Genomic DNA, 17,136 nt, shown 5'->3' on the forward strand with positions numbered 1-17,136 from the left:
GCTTACTCTTCTTCGTCCGCGACTTCAGCGTCCGCGCCAGTCACGGCGTCCGCCATCGCGGTGACGCCCAGCGATTCGCGGATACGGTTTTCGATTTCGCGAGCGATGTCCGGATTTTCGCGCAGGAATTCACGCGCGTTGTCCTTGCCCTGACCGATCCGCTCGCCGTTGTAGCTGTACCATGCGCCAGCCTTGTCGACGATCTTCGCCTGCACGCCGAGGTCGATGATTTCGCCCTGACGCGAGATGCCCTCGCCGTACAGGATGTCGAAGATCGCTTCGCGGAACGGCGGCGACACCTTGTTCTTGACGACCTTCACGCGCGTTTCGTTGCCGATCACTTCGTCGTTCTTCTTGATCGAACCGATGCGGCGAATGTCCAGACGCACCGACGCGTAGAACTTCAGCGCATTACCGCCCGTGGTGGTTTCCGGGTTGCCGAACATCACGCCGATCTTCATGCGGATCTGGTTGATGAAGATCACGAGGCAGTTCGTGCGCTTGATCGTGCCGGTCAGCTTGCGCAGTGCCTGCGACATCAAACGCGCCTGCAGACCCGGCAGCGAGTCGCCCATTTCGCCTTCGATTTCCGCCTTCGGCACCAGCGCCGCCACCGAGTCGATCACGATCATGTCGATCGAGCCCGAGCGCACCAGCGCGTCGGCGATTTCGAGCGCCTGCTCGCCGGTGTCCGGCTGCGAGACCAGCAGGTCGGCGACGTTGACGCCGAGCTTGCCCGCGTATTGAATGTCCAGCGCGTGTTCCGCGTCGATGAACGCCGCGGTGCCGCCGAGCTTCTGCATTTCGGCGATGACCTGCAGCGTCAGCGTGGTTTTACCGGACGATTCCGGACCGTAGATTTCGACCACGCGGCCGCGCGGCAAACCGCCGACGCCCAGTGCGATATCGAGGCCGAGCGATCCGGTGGAGACCACCTGGATGTCTTCGACTGCCTCACCTGCGCCGAGCCGCATGACCGACCCTTTGCCGAACTGCTTTTCGATCTGCGCGAGCGCGGCGGCGAGAGCCTTGCTCTTTTCAGCAGTCAGTCCAGCCGAGCCTTTCTTGCTTTCTTCCATGAATCGTCCTTTGCTATGATGAACGGCGTCTGAGGCAGGTGTGCACCCGTGGTTTCACTCGAATTGAGCGGAGCCTGCAGGACATCACACGAAACGCAGACACTGTATAAAAAAACAGTGGTTTTGGCAAGCGCGATTATGATGCGAACGCGCATTTTTACTGTCGCGTCACCCCCACTACCCACAATAATGTTCGGAGACCGCTGCGCACCGGGGCAAGCCCCACGGTGCCGGCAAAGCCAGGCTGGCGCACCATGCGAATTCTGATTGCCGAAGACGACAGCATACTCGCGGACGGTCTGGTTCGATCACTCCGCCAATCGGCCTATGCGGTCGATCACGTCAAAAGCGGCGTAGAAGCCGATACCGCGTTGTCAATGCAGACGTTCGACCTATTGATCCTCGATCTGGGCCTGCCGCGCATGTCCGGGCTCGAGGTGCTGCGCCGCCTGCGCGCGCGCAATTCGAACCTGCCCGTGCTGATCCTGACCGCCGCAGACAGTGTCGACGAACGCGTCAAAGGCCTCGACCTCGGCGCCGACGATTACATGGCCAAGCCCTTCGCGCTGAACGAACTCGAAGCCCGCGTGCGCGCGCTGACGCGGCGCGGCGCCGGCGGCGGCCCGACCGTCGTGCGGCATGGCTCGCTGTCGTTCGATCAGGTGGGCCGCATCGCCTATGTCAACGACCAGGTGATCGACCTGTCCGCGCGCGAGCTCGGTCTGCTCGAAGTGCTGCTGCAACGGATCGGCCGGCTGGTCTCGAAAGAGCAACTGGTCGACCATCTGTGCGAATGGGGCGAGGAAGTCAGCAACAACGCGATCGAAGTCTACGTGCACCGGCTGCGCAAGAAGATCGAGCCGAGCGGCGTGCGCATCATCACCGTGCGCGGGCTCGGCTACTGCCTCGAAAAAGCGGCGCCGCCGGCGAATGCGAACACGCCCGCCGCCGCTGCCGGCTCCGAGCCGCAAACGGCACAAGCGGCACAAGGGGCACAAGCGGCACCACCATCCACCCCGCCGTCGTCTGCCGCGATGCCGGCGAGCCATCACTACAAATAGAGGCCAGCGATGTCCGCACGCGCTGATCGCGCCACGGCGCACGCGGCGGACCTCGACGAGGCGCGCGACGCGCGCTACGCCAACCCGTTCGCCCCGCCCGACGAAACCGAAGCCGCCGCCGAAGCGCGTCCGCGCTCCCTGTTCGGCGAGATTCTCGACTGGATGCTCGCGCCGCTGCTGCTGCTGTGGCCGATGAGCCTCGCGGTCACCTATCTGGTCGCGAAGTCGATCGCGAACGGCCCGTTCGACCGCGCGCTCGAAACCGACGCCTATGTGCTCGCGCGCCAGATCCATCCGGTCAACGGCGTCGCGGAGCTGTCGCTGCCCGAGTCGACGCGCGATTTCCTGCGCGCCGACAACGTCGACAGCGTGTTCTTTCAGGTGCTCGGCACGCGCGGCGAGCTGGTGGCCGGCGAGCGCGACATGCCGCTGCCGCACGAGGAGGACCGCCCGCCACCGGGCCTCGTCGAATTCCGCGACGACGTGCTGCGGGGCAATGACATCCGCGTCGCGTATACGACCGTCGAGTTTCCGCAGACGCCGGGCGCGCAGCCCGTGCTGGTGCAGGTCGCCGAAACGCTCGACAAGCGCAGCCAGCTCGCCAACGACATCATCAAGGGCGTGATCCTGCCGCAGTTCGTGATCCTGCCGCTCGCGATCCTGCTCGTGTGGTTCGGGCTGTCGCGCGGGCTGGAACCGCTGCATGCGCTGCAGGCGCATATCCGCGCGCGCCGGCCGGACGATCTGTCGCCGCTCGAAGCGCGCCGCGCGCCGCCGGAAATCGAGCCGCTCGTCACGTCGTTCAACGATCTGCTCACGCGCCTCGAACAGAACATGGAGCTGCAAAAGCGCTTCATCGCCGACGCCGCGCATCAAATGAAAACGCCGCTCGCCGGCCTGCGCACGCAGGCCGAGCTTGCGCTGCGCCAGAACGCGTCGGCCGAGGTGCATCGCTCGCTCGAACAGATCGCGACGAGCTCCGAGCACGCCGCGCGGCTCGTCACGCAGCTGCTCGCGCTCGCGCGCGCGGAGAACCGTCGGTCGGGGCAGATCTTCACGCCGGTCGAACTCGGCGAGCTCGCCCGCAGCGCGGTGCGCGAATGGGTGCAGGCCGCGCTCGCGAAGCAGATGGACCTCGGCTACGAAGCACCCGACGAGCCGGTCGAAGTCGCTGGCAATCCGGTGATGCTGCGCGAAATGCTGTCGAATCTGATCGACAACGCGATCCGGTATACGCCGGCGGGCGGCCGCATCACCGTGCGCGTGCGCCACGACGCCCCGGCGCGGCTCGTGCATCTGGAAGTCGAGGACACCGGGCTCGGCATTCCGGCCAGCGAGCGCTCGCGCGTGGTCGAGCGCTTCTACCGGATTCTGGGCCGCGAGGGCGACGGCAGCGGCCTCGGTCTCGCGATCGTGCGCGAGATCGCGGCGATGCACGGCGGCGAGCTCGCCATCGACGACAACGTCTACCAGGAGTCGCCGCGGCTCGCCGGCACCCTGGTGCGTGTCAGCTTGCAGGTGCTCGAACGGGGACGGGACTTACCCTAACACGGCCGGATCGTCAGCTTGACCGTCAGCGTGTTTTTGAGATATTTCAGCGCGGATCGCGCAAATTTCGCCGCACATTGACCGAAATTGATCGCCTGTTCGCCGGTTTACCGGACTACCCCAGGTTTTGGCGTCGAGTCAGAACGCCGTAAGTTTCCACTCCAATAATCGGTTGCACGGGGACGCCTGCGCTGGCGATCCGTGTGTATATCAATATTGGAGACGACATATGGCTACCGTTGGCGGGCAACTCTCGCACGCGCCGATGACGCGCGATGAGAAGCGGGTGATCTTCGCATCGTCGCTGGGTACGGTTTTCGAGTGGTACGACTTTTATCTGGCCGGCTCGCTTGCGGCCTTCATCAGCAAGAGCTTCTTTTCCGGCGTCAATCCGACCGCGGCGTTCATTTTCACGCTGCTCAGCTTCGCCGCGGGCTTCGCGGTGCGGCCGTTCGGCGCGATCGTATTCGGGCGGCTCGGCGACATGGTCGGGCGCAAGTACACGTTCCTGATCACGATCATCATCATGGGCCTGTCGACGTTCCTCGTCGGCTTCCTGCCGGGCTATGCGGCGATCGGCATCGCTTCGCCGGTGATCTTCATCGCGATGCGTCTGCTGCAGGGTCTCGCGCTCGGCGGCGAGTACGGCGGCGCCGCGACCTACGTGGCAGAACACGCGCCGGCGAACCGCCGCGGCTTCTACACCGCGTGGATCCAGACCACCGCAACGCTAGGCCTGTTCCTGTCGCTGCTCGTGATCCTCGGCGTGCGCACGTTCATGGGCGAAGACTCGTTCGGCGCCTGGGGCTGGCGCATTCCGTTCGTCGTGTCGATCCTGCTGCTTGCGGTGTCGGTGTGGATTCGTCTGCAACTGCACGAGTCGCCGGTGTTCGAGCGCATCAAGGCCGAAGGCAAGACCTCGAAGGCGCCGCTCTCCGAAGCGTTCGGCCAGTGGAAGAACCTGAAGGTCGTGATTCTCGCGCTGCTCGGCTTGACGGCCGGCCAGGCTGTCGTGTGGTACACGGGCCAGTTCTACACGTTGTTCTTCCTCACGCAGACCCTGAAGGTCGACGGTTCGAGCGCCAACATCATGATCGCGCTCGCGCTGCTGATCGGCACACCGTTCTTCCTGTTCTTCGGCTCGCTGTCGGATCGGATTGGCCGCAAGCCGATCATTATGGCCGGTCTGCTAATCGCCGCGCTGACCTACTTCCCGCTGTTCAAGGCGCTCACGCACTACACGAACCCGGCGCTCGAAGCCGCGACCGCGAAGTCGCCGATCGTCGTGATCGCCGATCCGGGCGAGTGCTCGTTCCAGTTCAACCCGGTGGGCACGGCTAAGTTCGTGACCTCTTGCGATATCGCGAAGGGCGCGCTGTCGCGAGCCGGCCTGAACTACGACAACGTCGCGGCGCCGGCCGGCACGATCGCGCAGATCCGCGTGGGTGATACGGTCGTCAACACGTTCGACGGCCGCGCCCCGGATGCGAAGGAGCAAGCCAAGGCCTTCGAGAAGACGCTCGCCGCAACGCTGAAGGCTGCCGGCTACCCGCCGAAGGCCGATCCGGCTCAGATCAACTGGCCGATGAGCATCGTGATCCTGACGATCCTCGTGATCTACGTAACGATGGTCTACGGTCCGATCGCGGCGATGCTGGTCGAGATGTTCCCGACGCGCATCCGTTATACGTCGATGTCGCTGCCGTATCACATCGGCAATGGCTGGTTCGGCGGCTTCCTGCCGGCGACCGCGTTCGCGATCGTCGCGGCGCGGGGCAACATCTACTCGGGGCTCTGGTATCCGATCATCATCGCGGTGATCACCTTCGTGATCGGCATGCTGTTCGTGCGCGAAACCAAGGACTCGGATATCTACGCAAAAGATTGAGCGGACCGCCAGTCTGGGCTATCTGAAAAAGTTGTGCGCCGGGGGTTGACAGCCTCCGGTTGCCCCAGCATAATCTCGCTTCTTTCGGCGAATTAGCTCAGTCGGTTAGAGCGACGGAATCATAATCCGCAGGTCCGGGGTTCGAGTCCCTGATTCGCCACCAGCTTCAAGAAAAAGCCGCTGTCCCACAAGGACAGCGGCTTTTTTGTTTTTCACCGCTGCCGCGTCAACTCAGGTCGTTGCCCGATCCGGCCGGTGTCGGGTGAAAGAGAAGCGCCACGACGGTCATCAGCCCGAAGGCCGCCCCCGCATAAAACGTCATGGCTGCGCCCACACGTTCCCACAACTGACCTGCGATAACGCTCGAAACCAGCGTCACGATGCCGCTCAGCAGATTGAAGAAACCAAACGCAGTCCCACGCAGATGCGCTGGCGCCGTGTGCGCGACCATCGTGGCGAGCAGGCCTTGCGTCATCCCCATATGCAGCCCCCAAAGCGCTACCCCGACGACGACCATGCTCCAGTGGGTGCCGTGTGCCAGCACGAGGTCGGCGCCGATCAACACGATCAGACCACCTATAAGCAGCCGCGTATGACGCATCGTGTCCGCGAGCTTCCCGAACGGATAAGCGGACAACGCGTAGACGACATTCATTGCCACCATGACCAGCGGAACGAGCGCAATCGGTACACCGCTGCCCATCGCACGAAGAACCAGGAAAGCCTCGCTGAATCGCGCCAACGCGAACACCGCCCCTATCCCTACGACCCACCAGTAGTCCAAACCAAGGTCCTTGAGACTCTGCCACCGCACTGGGTTGCTTCTTTTGGCAAGAGGCTCGTGCTCAGGCTCCGTGATACCGAACGCCAACAGCGCGACCGCGAGCACCCCGGGAATGACGGCAAGCCAGAACGCAAGCCGAAAATTGTCTGCCCAGATCAGCATGATGAGAACCGCCACCAGCGGTCCGAGAAACGCACCGACCGTATCGAGGGATTGGCGCAGACCGAAGGCCGCACCACGCAGGTGCTGCGGCGTGACATCGGCAATGAGCGCATCGCGAGGCGCACCACGAATGCCTTTACCAACGCGATCGATGACGCGCGCCGTCACCACGACTCCCACCGACGACGCAATGGCAAAAAGCGGCTTGCTCATCGCGCCAAGCGCATACCCGGTTACGGCAAGCCACTTTCGGTTGCCGAGGTAGTCGCTTAGCGTCCCCGAAAACACCTTGACGATTTGGGCCGTGGCCTCCGCGATGCCCTCGATGACCCCAATCGCGCCGGCGCCTGCGCCTAGGCCTGCCATCAAAAACATCGGCAGCAGGCTGTGGATGATTTCGGATGAGATGTCCATGAAAAGACTCACACATCCTAGGACCCACACGCTGCGTGGAATCTGCCGCACGGCATTGACTTGCGATTCGTTTCGCATTCGATAGGGATGGCATCAAATAACGCGGTCGAAACGGCACGGTCGCATGCGAGCGCTAGCGCAACTTGCTACGACCGCTCCATCTTATCTGGCATCGCTAAATCTAATACCCCTGTGGCGCGTCACCGATGGCGGCGCAAGAATTGCTGACGAAGTGTGGGAAATTCCCAGCGCTGGGTTCGGCTCGTTCATCGCGACCGATGGAACGAACGACGAGCAGCAGCGTCGCAGAGTATGGGTAGTGAAGCGCCGCCGGTTTCGTTGGCAGCTCCGTCTCTTGAGAGAATAGCGCCCCGAGAAAGTCTGGCAAGTTCTCTCCGGAGGTTCAACGCGCGCCCACAATGCAGAACCTGGCAGGCTTCCTTCCGCAATTCCGTCGCAACTTCGAGGAGGTTCCTTAATGACGTTCCGCACCGTCGCGCTTGCCGCAACCACCGCTGCGCTCACGCTCGCCGGCACGACCGCCGCCCTCTCCGCACAGGCCCAAACGCCGAGCACGTCCGACAGTCAATGGCGCGCCAGCTCGATCATGCTCGCGACGCTGCTGCAGGACGGCTACAAGATCGTCGCCGTGGTCAACAACGGGCCGGCCGACACGATCTTCGTGCAGCGCGATCAGAGCGCGTTCAAATGCATCGATGCGCAGCAACCGGAAGCAAAAGCGAAAGCGGCGGCGGCGGGCTGTTACGAGCTGGTACCGCCGAGCGGCGGCGCGCCAGCGTCGGAATCCAAATAACGTGATTTGAAGCGCGTGCCCAACGTCGCTCGGGCTCGCGCCAAAGACTTCGGCGTCTCGCCGACACCGCGACGCTTCAGCGATCCACCAGCCGGCTCAGGTTGCCGCGCACCCGCTGCAGCAGCGCGATCAACTGCGCCGCTTCTTCATCGCTGAAACCATTGAGCGCTTCGAGCGCGACCTCGTCGCCGACCTTGCGCGCCTTGCCGAGCGTGCGCTCGGCCTTCGGCGTCATGCGCACCTGGCGCTCGCGGCGATCCTGCGGATTCGCGGTTCGCTCGATCCAGCCGCCCTCCTCCATCCGGTCGAGCAGCCGGCCCGCCGAGATCGGCGCGACCTCCAGCAGATCCGCGAGCCGGGCCTGATTGATCTCGCCGTAATGGCCGAGATAGGCGAGCACGCGGCACTGCGCGCGAGTCAGGTCGACCGACGACTTCGCATGATCGTCGAAACGCTTGCCCGCCAGCCGGCCGACGTCGTAGATCAGAAAGCCGAAGCGCTCTTCGAATTGGGTTTTCATGCGCGGATTATACGGAAGCACTTCGGCTTACAGCGCGCCTGCGCCTGCGTATGCGTTCCAGCTTCCGCACAACTCCCAATCGCGCAAACACGCATTGACGATATACTAAGCATGCTTACGATATCGACCCTCCCCACCTTTCATGTCTTCCGCCTCCACGCCGGCGAGCGCCACTGAGCTGCTCAACCGGCCGATGATCACGATCTCGATCATGCTCGCGACGCTGATCCAGACGCTCGACAGCACGATCGCAAACGTGGCGCTGCCGCATATGCAAGGCACGCTGTCCGCGTCGCAGGACGAGATCACATGGGTGCTGACTTCCTATATCGTCGCTGCCGCGATCGCCACGCCGCTCACCGGCTGGCTGGCGGACCGCCTCAGCGTCAGGCGGCTGCTGCTGATCGCGATCGGCGGCTTCACGGTGGCGTCCGCGTTGTGTGGACTCTCCGAGACGCTGCCGCAGATCGTCGTGTCGCGTTTGCTGCAAGGGATCTTCGGCGCGTCGCTGGTGCCGCTTTCGCAATCGATCCTGCTCGACATCAACCCGCGTGAAAAGCAGGGCCAGGCGATGGCCGTATGGGGCATGGGCGTGATGGTTGGACCGATTCTCGGGCCGACGCTCGGCGGCTGGCTCACCGATAGCTACAACTGGCGCTGGGTGTTCTTCATCAACGTGCCGATCGGCGCGTTCGCGCTGTTCGGCGTCGCGACCTTCCTGCCGAAGCGCGAGCCCAAGCACGACGTGAAGTTCGACGCGTTCGGCTTCATCACGCTCGGCCTCGCGATCGGCGCATTGCAGGCGATGCTCGATCGCGGCGAGCAGCTCGACTGGTTTTCATCGACCGAGATCGTGATCGAGGCGCTGGTCGCGGCGATCAGCTTCGCGTTTTTCCTCGTCCACACGGCGACCGTCGGCGAGCGCTCGTTTTTCAAATACAAGTTGCTGAAGGACCCGAACTTTGCGACCGGCACGTTCTTCATCTTCGTGATCGGCGCGGTGATGTACGCGACCCGCGCGCTGCTGCCGCCGATGCTGCAAAACCTGATGGGTTATCCGGTCGCGACCACCGGCCTCGTCACCGCGCCGAGCGGCGCCGGCACGATGGTCGCAATGCTGATCGCCGGCCGGCTGCTCAAGCGCGTCGATGCGCGGCTGCTATTGCTCTGCGGCTTCCTGATCTCGGCGTTCGCGCTGTGGCAGATGATGCATTACACGATCGTGCTGTCGGAGTCGAACATCGTGTGGCCCGGCGTAATCCAGGGCTTCGGGCTCGGTCTCGTGTTCGTGCCGCTGTCTGCACTGACGTTCTCGACGCTGTCGCCGGAGCTGCGCGCGGACGGCACCGCGACTTATAGCTTGATGCGCAATATCGGCAGCAGTATCGGCATTTCGATCGTGCAGACGCTGATGACGCGCAACACGCAAATCTCGCACGCGGACCTCGCCGCGAACGTTACCGCGTTCAATCCGGCGCTTCAGTCGATGCTCGACGGCGGCTCGCGCTACGACATCGCGGCACTGAACGCGTCGATCACGCAGCAGGCGGCGATGGTCGCGTATCTGAACGACTTCAAGCTGATGTTTGTGGCGACGCTGCTGGTCATCCCGCTATTGCTGCTGATCCGGCCGTCGCATAAGGCACTGGATGCGTCGGCCGCGCATGCGGCGATGGATTGAGATCGAGCGCGGCGCCGTCCGTCTCAGCCTTCGATTCGCCCGCGCGTCACGCCAAGCAATGACGACATCGCCGCGTACGCCGCAGCGGCATCGCGCGCGCGGATGGCGTCGTACACCGCCGTGTGCTCGGCGAGCGACGCGTTGAACACATCGGCGCGTTTCGCATTGAGCCGCAACTGTGCCTCGAGCGTGCGCTCGATCAGCGCGCCAAGCGGAATCAGCAATTCGTTGCTACACGCGGTCAGCACGCACAGATGGAACTGCAGATCCGCACGCACCCACTCGTCGACGTTACGCGCCGCCACCATCGCGGCATGGGCGGCCGCAAGCGCGCCCAACGTGTCATCGGTGCACGCGGTGGCCGCAAGGCCGGCCGCGTAAGGCTCGATCATCTCGCGCATTTCCTGCAGTTTGAGCGCAAACGCCATCGGCTCGGCGACGCGCGAATACCAGTCGAGCAGATCGGCATCGAGCAGGTTCCACGCGGACTTGACCCGCACCCGCGTACCCACGCGCGGCCGCGATTCGATCAGCCCTTTCGACGTCAGCGTGCGCAGCGCCTCGCGCAACACCGTGCGGCTCACGCCGAACGTCTCCATTAACTCGGCTTCGCGAGGCAGGATCGACTCCGGCGCATAGTCGCCGCGCAGAATCGCGGTCGCGAGCAGTTGGGTGACTCGCCCATGCAGATCGTGCGGAATGGTTTTCTCCTAGCGGGTGGTGGTCTCGTCGCGCAACGCGGCAACAAGTATTCCAAATCTCACCACTATGCGGCAAATAGTACTATTAATAGTATTTAAATGCACTTTTGTTGTAGCATGGAATTCCCAAAATTCTTTGCGTGCCGGCAGATCGTCAGGAGACACACACCATGAAAATCACCAAGCTCGAAACCTTCATCGTCCCGCCGCGCTGGTGCTTCCTCAAGATCGAGACCGATGAGGGCATCGTCGGTTGGGGCGAGCCGGTGGTGGAAGGCCGCGCGCACACGGTCGCCGCGGCCGTCGAGGAACTCTCCGATTATCTGATCGGCAAGGACCCGCTGCTGATCGAGGATCACTGGCAGGTAATGTACCGCGCGGGCTTCTATCGCGGCGGCCCGATCACGATGAGCGCGATCGCCGGCGTCGATCAGGCGCTGTGGGACATCAAGGGCAAGCATCATGGCGTGCCGGTGCATGCGCTGCTCGGCGGCCAGGTGCGCGACAAGATCAAGGTGTACTCGTGGATCGGCGGCGACCGCCCCAGCGATGTCGCGAACAACGCGCGCGCGGTGGTCGAGCGCGGCTTCAAGGCCGTCAAGATGAACGGCTCGGAAGAACTGCAGATCATCGACACCTTCGACAAGGTGCAAGGCGTGATCAACAACGTCGCGGCGGTGCGCGAGGCGGTCGGGCCGAACATCGGCATCGGCGTGGACTTCCACGGCCGCGTGCACAAGCCGATGGCGAAGGTGCTCGCCAAGGAACTCGATCCGTACAAGCTGCTGTTCATCGAGGAGCCGGTGCTGTCGGAGAACGCCGAGGCGCTGCGCGACATCGTCAATCAGACCAATACCCCGATCGCGCTCGGCGAGCGTCTGTATTCGCGCTGGGACTTCAAGCACATCCTGTCGGGCGGCTACGTCGACATCATCCAGCCGGACGCTTCGCACGCGGGCGGCATCACCGAGTGCCGCAAGATCGCCGCGATGGCCGAAGCCTACGACGTCGCGCTCGCGCTGCATTGTCCGCTCGGCCCGATAGCGCTCGCGACCTGCCTGCAGATCGACGCGGTCAGCTACAACGCGTTCATCCAGGAACAGAGCCTCGGCATCCATTACAACCAGGGCAACGACCTGCTCGATTACATCAAGAACCCGGAAGTCTTCAAGTATGAAGACGGCTTCGTGTCGATCCCGCAAGGCCCGGGCCTCGGCATCGAGGTCAACGAGGAGAAGGTGCGCGAGATGGCGAAGGTCGGCCATCGCTGGCGCAATCCGGTGTGGCGTCACACGGACGGCAGCGTCGCCGAATGGTGACTCGTGGGCCATTGCGCCCGCGCGTTCCGGCTATGTGACGCGCGGGTCGCCCCTCCCTGCCTCGATCCCCGCACAGCCTTCTCCCGCCCAGCTCTCGCGACGTTTGTTCGGTATCGGACAGACGCATGGTCTGCTCCTTGCTGAAATGCATGCCGACAACGCATGCCGCGGGGAACACCATGGGCGAATTCCTTCCTGACTATTTGATCCGCGAACAGGCGGCGGTCGGTGCGCTGGTTGTCTTCGGCGTGCTGCGCATCATCGGCGCGATGGTCGCCTACGAGCGCGGATGGAGCATCGCGGTGGTCGGGAAATTCTTTATCGCCGCGGCAGTGCTGTACTGCCTGCCGCAGGTTTTCGATCTGCTCACGCAGATGGTCGGCACGCACGCGGCCGGCGCCGAACTCGAAGGGAAGGCCGCGGGCTGCGCGATCGCGTTGTTCTGCGCGCCGATTCTCGGTCATCGCCTCGGCCTCGAGTAAGCGCGCAGCGAGCCGGACCGCGTGATGCGACTGACGCCTGCATTGCTGGAACGCGCGCGCGACGACGCGCTGCTTGCCTGAAGAGTAGTAGCGGGTGCGCTGGCCACAGCCAGGCGACCGTGTGTATTGCGCCGCACGTGCTTTGCAGTGCGGCGCTTTTTTATGCGGCGCGCCGCGCTTTCAGCCGAGCGCAGCGAACGCCGGCACGGTGTGCGACAACGCGGCCGCGACGACGAACACGCCGATCATCACGAGCGCTTCCAGATAGATCACGTTGACGAAGGTATGCGCATCCATCGTCGACGCGGTGCGACGCAGGCGCGGCAGCGCCGACGTGCGGTTCAGCGCGCCGAGCACCAGCGCGAGCGCGACCAGCACGAGCTTCAATGTCAGCACATGGCCCCACGTGCTCCCCTGAATCGCTTCGAACGACCCACCCGAGCCGCGCACCGCATTGAAGACGCCCGACAGCAATACCAACGCGACTGCGACGAGCGACACGTTCGACACCTGGGTCGCCGTGCGAATCAGCATGCCGCGCGCGGTCGATGCGCCGAGCGCCGGCAGCACCGCGAAGCCCGCGGCCATCACGACACCGCCCCAGACGCTCGTCGCGAGCACGTGCAGCGTCTGCATGCCGATCGCGGCCGATACGACGCCGGCATCGGCAGCATGACCGAGCGACGCCTTGCCCGCCGAGATCGCGAGCACCGCGAGCCACAGCAGCGTGTTACGCAGCATGCCCGTGCCATGGCTCAGCGCGGTGCCGAGCAGCACCAGCGCGCCGCCGAACGCGACGCTCCAGCCATAGCCGACATGCGTTTGCGTCAGCACCGTCGGCACCGCGCCGAATGCCACGGGCAACGCGACGCCGCTCATCGACGCCGCCTGATACAACAGCCAGCCGAGATCCGCGAGCACCAGCACGATGGTGGCCGCGAGCATCGAGCGATGTGCGCGCATCCAGCCGGGGCGCGCCGGTGAAATGCCTTGCAGCCCGTCCTTCGCGAGCCATGCGCCGAGTAGCGCCGAGCCAACGGCGAAGCCGAACGCGACGTTCATGAGCGCGGCCATTGCGACCTGCCCGATCCACAGTGCGTCGAAGTTCATTTGACGTTGAACGCGAAGTCGCCTTGCGTACGATGGCCATCGGTGACCACCGCGACCCAGTGCACCGAATAGCGGCCGCTCGTCAGCTGAGGCAGCGCAAGGTGCATCTCGCGGGCGTCCGCGCTATCGACCGTCGACGCGGTCGAAGTCGCAGGCTTGCCGCTTGTATCGGCGAGTGTGATCTTGCTGAACGCAGGCTCGAGCGGCTCGGTGAAATGGATGGTCAAGTCGGCGGGCGCGACGGCCTCGGCGTTCGCGGCCGGCACGCTCGAGATCAGGTGCGCATGCGCGAACGCGGTGGATGACATGGCCAGCGCCACCGCGCCGGACATCAACGCTCGCAGCGTCGATGAGGAGAAATCGAATAGCTTCATGTGGGGCCGATAGCGGATGAGAACGAACGAAACAGAGCCGGGCCGACGACGCGCATCGTCTGCACGACGGCCGGCGAGCCCGGAAGTGTACGCTTCGATGGCGCGCACGGGGATCGGTTCAACCTTGCTTGATGAGACAACGATATTGACCACGACGCACGACGCAACTGAAGTCCGAAACTGGCAGACGCGACACACTGTCGCATGGTGGTCACACCTGGAACCGCATCTAATGCGGCAAATAGGCACCATCACCCTTCGATGATAGAATGCTGCGTCGCCGCAGCGACGGCTGTCCTTCACACCGAGCCGCCCGAAGTTCGGTCAGGTCCCCGATTCTGATGGAGTTACGCGTGTCTTCAAGACGCCTCTTCCGCCCGTTGCTTGCCCTTCTGCTGATCGGCTCCGCGGGTGTCTATAGCGCTGCGAAAGCGCAGACTCAACCGAAGGCCCCCGACACGATGGAAGCGCGCGTGCAAGGCTGCACGGCTTGCCACGGCTCGCATGGGCAAGGCACCGACAACGATTACTTCCCGCGTCTTGCGGGCAAGCCGGCGGGATATCTGTTCAATCAGTTGCAGAACTTCCGTGAAGGGCGCCGCAAGTACCCGCCGATGAACTACCTCGTCACGTATCTCTCCGACGACTACCTGCATCAGATCGCCAACTTCTTCTCGCAGCAGCGCCCACCGTATCCGACGCCGGCCAAGCCGACGGCCTCCGCCTCCACGCTCGCGCGCGGTGAGCAGATCGTGCTGCATGGTGATGCGAACAAGCAGGTGCCCGCTTGCGCGGCCTGCCACGGCAAGGCGCTGACCGGTATGGAACCGGCGATCCCGGGTCTCGTCGGCCTGCACGCCGACTACATCAGCGCGCAGCTCGGCTCATGGCGTTCGGGCACGCGTCGTGCGATCGCACCGGACTGCATGCACACCATCGCCACGCGCCTTAGCGACGAAGACGTGAACGCCGTCGCGGCCTGGCTTGCCACGCAGCAGGCTCCGCAAAACCCCGTGCCGGCTCCGGCCCGCTCCTTGAAGACTCCGCTTGCCTGCGGCAGCGAACCGCAATAAGGCGCCGGGAGAGACATTCAAATGAAACGCAAGTCTTTGTTCGCCCTGTCGGCAGTCGTCGTGGTCGCGGCCGCCGCACTCGTTCCCGTCCTGTGGTCGGGCGGCGACCATCTGCATAGCAGCGGCGCAGCCGTCGCGGCAACGCCCGCGGACCAGGCCGACCTGATCAAGAAGGGCGAGTACCTCGCCCGCGCGGGCGACTGTATCGCCTGCCACACCGTGCGCGGCGGACAGCCGTTCGCCGGCGGCCTGCCGATGGCCACGCCGTTCGGCACGATGTTCACGCCGAACATCACGCCTGACGACCAGTACGGCATCGGCAAGTGGACCCAGGACGACTTCTATCGCGCGATGCACACCGGCCGCTCGAAAGATGGCAGTCTGCTCTATCCGGGCTTCCCGTTCACGAGCTACACGAAGGTCACGCGCGCCGACTCCGACGCGATCTACGCGTACCTGCGCTCGGTCACGCCGGTCAACGTACCGAGCCGTCCGCACGAACTGAAATTCCCGTTCAACCAGCGCAACATGCTGATCGGCTGGCGCACGCTGTTCTTCCGTGAAGGCGAGTTCAAGCCGGACCCGACCAAGTCGGTCGAATGGAACCGCGGTGCGTATCTGGTCGAAGGCCTCGGCCACTGCGGCATGTGCCATACGTCGATCAACGCGATGGGCGGCCCGGTCAGCTCGGCGGCTTTCGCGGGCGGTCTGATTCCGCTGCAGAACTGGTATGCGCCGTCGCTGACGTCGAACAAGGAAGCCGGCCTCGGCGACTGGGACCTGAGGGACATCGCCGACCTGCTGAAGACCGGCGTGTCGACCCGCGGCGCGGTGTTCGGTCCGATGGCCGAAGTGGTTCACAACAGCCTGCAGTATTTGTCGACCGAAGACATCAACGCGATGGCGACGTACCTGAAGACGATTCCGCAGAAGAGCGAAGCACCGGAACCGCTGCAGCTCGAAACCTCGGAAAAGTTCGGCGGCGAACTGCTGAAGCAAGGCCAGAAGATCTACGCTGACAACTGCGCGAAGTGCCACGAAGACAATGGTCTCGGCCGCCCGCCGGCATTCCCGCCGCTCGCGAACAACCAGTCGATCCAGATGCCGTCGGCGGTCAACCCGATCCGCATGGTGCTGAACGGCGGTTATCCGCCGAGCACGGACGCGAACCCGCATCCGTACGGCATGCCGCCGTTCGCACAGTCTCTGTCGAATCAGGAAGTCGCAGCGGTCGTGACGTACATCCGTATGTCCTGGGGCAACCACGGTACGGCCGTGTCGCCACAGCAAGTGGCCGAGTTGCGTTCGGCGCCGCTCGACTAAGCAGGGTTCGACGTACCCTGGGCGCGGCCTGCGAGTTTCGCGGCCGCGCCCTTCGTTTTTTCAGGACCGGTATCATGTGGGCCTGTTTGTGTTGGTGGTCGCCTTCGTGGGACCGTGCGGGAGGAAAGAGTCGTGCCCTTTGGTGAGCGTTTGAACAGCATTACCCATCTCGTCGGCGCCGTGCTGTCGGTGGTGGGGCTGGCGGCGCTCGTCACGATGGGCGCGCTCGCTGGCGACGCGTACAAGGTCGTCAGCTTCAGCGTGTATGGTGCGATGCTGTTCGTGCTGTATGCGATCTCGACGCTGTATCACAGCGTCAGCCATGCGCGACTGAAGGCGATTCTGCAGAAATGCGATCATTCGGCGATCTACCTGCTGATCGCCGGCAGTTACACGCCGTTCACGCTTGTCACGTTGCGTGGACCGTGGGGCTGGTCGCTATTCGGCGTGAGCTGGGGGCTCGCTGCCCTCGGCATCGTGCAGGAACTCACGCTCGGGCGACGCACCCGCAGCGTGTCGATGGTGCTGTATGTGTTGATGGGATGGCTCGCGCTCGTAGCTGTCCGCCCGCTGGTGCAGGCATTGCCGGCCGCGGGTACCGCGTGGCTCGTGGCCGGCGGCGTCATCTACAGCGCCGGCATCTATTTCTTCATCAACGACGAGCGCATCCGCCACGGACATGGTATCTGGCACCTGTTCGTACTGGCGGGCAGTCTGTGTCAATTCGTCAGTGTCGCGCGCTATGTCGCGTGACGTTCCACGGCGACGAATTGCAACTTAAGGCCAGTCGACGTGTCTGCATA

At 64.0% G+C, this 17,136-nt stretch carries 16 protein-coding genes and 1 tRNA gene; 11 read left to right on the forward strand and 6 right to left on the reverse strand.

All coding sequences use genetic code 11. The features are described from left to right. Positions 1–2: 2 nt before the first annotated feature. The gene (gene recA / locus AB3X95_RS08065) at positions 3–1,079 is read right to left on the reverse strand and encodes a recombinase RecA (RefSeq protein WP_013090445.1); all 1,077 of its coding nucleotides are present in this window, start codon (positions 1,077–1,079) and stop codon (positions 3–5) included. 254 nt (positions 1,080–1,333) lie between these two features. Here recA and AB3X95_RS08070 point away from each other — a divergent pair, with 254 nt between their 5' ends. The 4 genes from AB3X95_RS08070 (at position 1,334) to AB3X95_RS08085 (ending at position 5,739) form a co-directional block, all read left to right on the forward strand. Beyond that, positions 1,334–2,140 (forward strand): response regulator transcription factor, encoded by an 807-nt coding sequence (locus AB3X95_RS08070; RefSeq protein WP_176380861.1) that lies wholly within the window; start codon positions 1,334–1,336, stop codon positions 2,138–2,140. A gap of 9 nt (positions 2,141–2,149) precedes the next feature. Then, entirely contained in the window at positions 2,150–3,688 is a 1,539-nt protein-coding gene (locus AB3X95_RS08075; protein WP_176105123.1) for a sensor histidine kinase, read from the forward strand. Positions 3,689–3,917: 229 nt separating this feature from the next. After that, positions 3,918–5,576 (forward strand): MFS transporter, encoded by a 1,659-nt coding sequence (locus tag AB3X95_RS08080; RefSeq protein WP_176121780.1) that lies wholly within the window; start codon positions 3,918–3,920, stop codon positions 5,574–5,576. Positions 5,577–5,662: 86 nt separating this feature from the next. After that, a tRNA-Met gene (locus tag AB3X95_RS08085) sits at positions 5,663–5,739 on the forward strand. 63 nt (positions 5,740–5,802) lie between these two features. On the opposite strand, the gene AB3X95_RS08090 is transcribed toward AB3X95_RS08085, so the two are convergent. After that, complete coding sequence (locus tag AB3X95_RS08090; RefSeq protein WP_176365626.1) at positions 5,803–7,014, reverse strand: MFS transporter; 1,212 nt, start codon at positions 7,012–7,014, stop codon at positions 5,803–5,805. Between the two features lie 400 nt (positions 7,015–7,414). Between AB3X95_RS08090 and AB3X95_RS08095 the strand changes: the two genes are divergently transcribed. After that, on the forward strand, positions 7,415–7,750 hold the full coding sequence (locus AB3X95_RS08095; protein ID WP_368621049.1) for a hypothetical protein: 336 nt from the start codon (positions 7,415–7,417) through the stop codon (positions 7,748–7,750). Between the two features lie 76 nt (positions 7,751–7,826). Here AB3X95_RS08095 and AB3X95_RS08100 read toward each other — a convergent pair whose 3' ends face one another. Beyond that, positions 7,827–8,270 carry a MarR family winged helix-turn-helix transcriptional regulator gene (locus AB3X95_RS08100; protein WP_026229127.1) on the reverse strand — a complete coding sequence of 148 codons (444 nt, stop codon included), beginning with the start codon at positions 8,268–8,270 and terminating at the stop codon, positions 7,827–7,829. Positions 8,271–8,412: 142 nt separating this feature from the next. Here AB3X95_RS08100 and AB3X95_RS08105 point away from each other — a divergent pair, with 142 nt between their 5' ends. Further along, positions 8,413–9,951: a DHA2 family efflux MFS transporter permease subunit gene (locus AB3X95_RS08105; RefSeq protein ID WP_176105118.1), complete on the forward strand. Its 1,539-nt coding sequence runs from the start codon at positions 8,413–8,415 to the stop codon at positions 9,949–9,951. 23 nt (positions 9,952–9,974) lie between these two features. Here AB3X95_RS08105 and AB3X95_RS08110 read toward each other — a convergent pair whose 3' ends face one another. After that, the gene (locus tag AB3X95_RS08110) at positions 9,975–10,652 is read right to left on the reverse strand and encodes a FadR/GntR family transcriptional regulator (RefSeq protein ID WP_176121936.1); all 678 of its coding nucleotides are present in this window, start codon (positions 10,650–10,652) and stop codon (positions 9,975–9,977) included. A gap of 170 nt (positions 10,653–10,822) precedes the next feature. Between AB3X95_RS08110 and dgoD the strand changes: the two genes are divergently transcribed. Together dgoD and AB3X95_RS08120 are read left to right on the forward strand one after the other, a co-directional pair. After that, positions 10,823–11,971, forward strand: a complete 1,149-nt coding sequence (gene dgoD / locus AB3X95_RS08115) for a galactonate dehydratase (protein ID WP_176121784.1) — start codon at positions 10,823–10,825, stop codon at positions 11,969–11,971. A gap of 179 nt (positions 11,972–12,150) precedes the next feature. Continuing rightward, positions 12,151–12,453 (forward strand): hypothetical protein, encoded by a 303-nt coding sequence (locus AB3X95_RS08120; RefSeq protein ID WP_176105116.1) that lies wholly within the window; start codon positions 12,151–12,153, stop codon positions 12,451–12,453. Positions 12,454–12,633: 180 nt separating this feature from the next. Here the strand turns inward: AB3X95_RS08120 and AB3X95_RS08125 are convergent, their stop codons facing one another. Together AB3X95_RS08125 and copC are read right to left on the reverse strand one after the other, a co-directional pair. After that, a complete protein-coding gene (locus tag AB3X95_RS08125; protein WP_368621050.1) occupies positions 12,634–13,563 on the reverse strand; it encodes a CopD family protein in 930 nt (309 codons plus the stop codon). Beyond that, entirely contained in the window at positions 13,560–13,937 is a 378-nt protein-coding gene (gene copC, locus AB3X95_RS08130) for a copper homeostasis periplasmic binding protein CopC (protein WP_368621051.1), read from the reverse strand. Before copC ends, AB3X95_RS08125 begins: the two co-directional genes overlap by 4 nt. 341 nt (positions 13,938–14,278) lie before the next feature. Here copC and AB3X95_RS08135 point away from each other — a divergent pair, with 341 nt between their 5' ends. The 3 genes from AB3X95_RS08135 to AB3X95_RS08145 all read left to right on the forward strand — a co-directional run bounded on the left by AB3X95_RS08135 (position 14,279) and on the right by AB3X95_RS08145 (position 17,086). Beyond that, positions 14,279–15,010, forward strand: a complete 732-nt coding sequence (locus tag AB3X95_RS08135; RefSeq protein WP_176365623.1) for a c-type cytochrome — start codon at positions 14,279–14,281, stop codon at positions 15,008–15,010. A 21-nt stretch (positions 15,011–15,031) separates the two neighbouring features. After that, positions 15,032–16,333 carry a cytochrome c gene (locus tag AB3X95_RS08140; protein WP_184226446.1) on the forward strand — a complete coding sequence of 434 codons (1,302 nt, stop codon included), beginning with the start codon at positions 15,032–15,034 and terminating at the stop codon, positions 16,331–16,333. A 132-nt stretch (positions 16,334–16,465) separates the two neighbouring features. Beyond that, positions 16,466–17,086 (forward strand): hemolysin III family protein, encoded by a 621-nt coding sequence (locus tag AB3X95_RS08145; protein WP_176105111.1) that lies wholly within the window; start codon positions 16,466–16,468, stop codon positions 17,084–17,086. Positions 17,087–17,136: the final 50 nt, after the last annotated feature.

This window comes from Paraburkholderia sp. BR13444 (assembly GCF_040948755.1).
Lineage (GTDB): Bacteria > Pseudomonadota > Gammaproteobacteria > Burkholderiales > Burkholderiaceae > Paraburkholderia > Paraburkholderia youngii.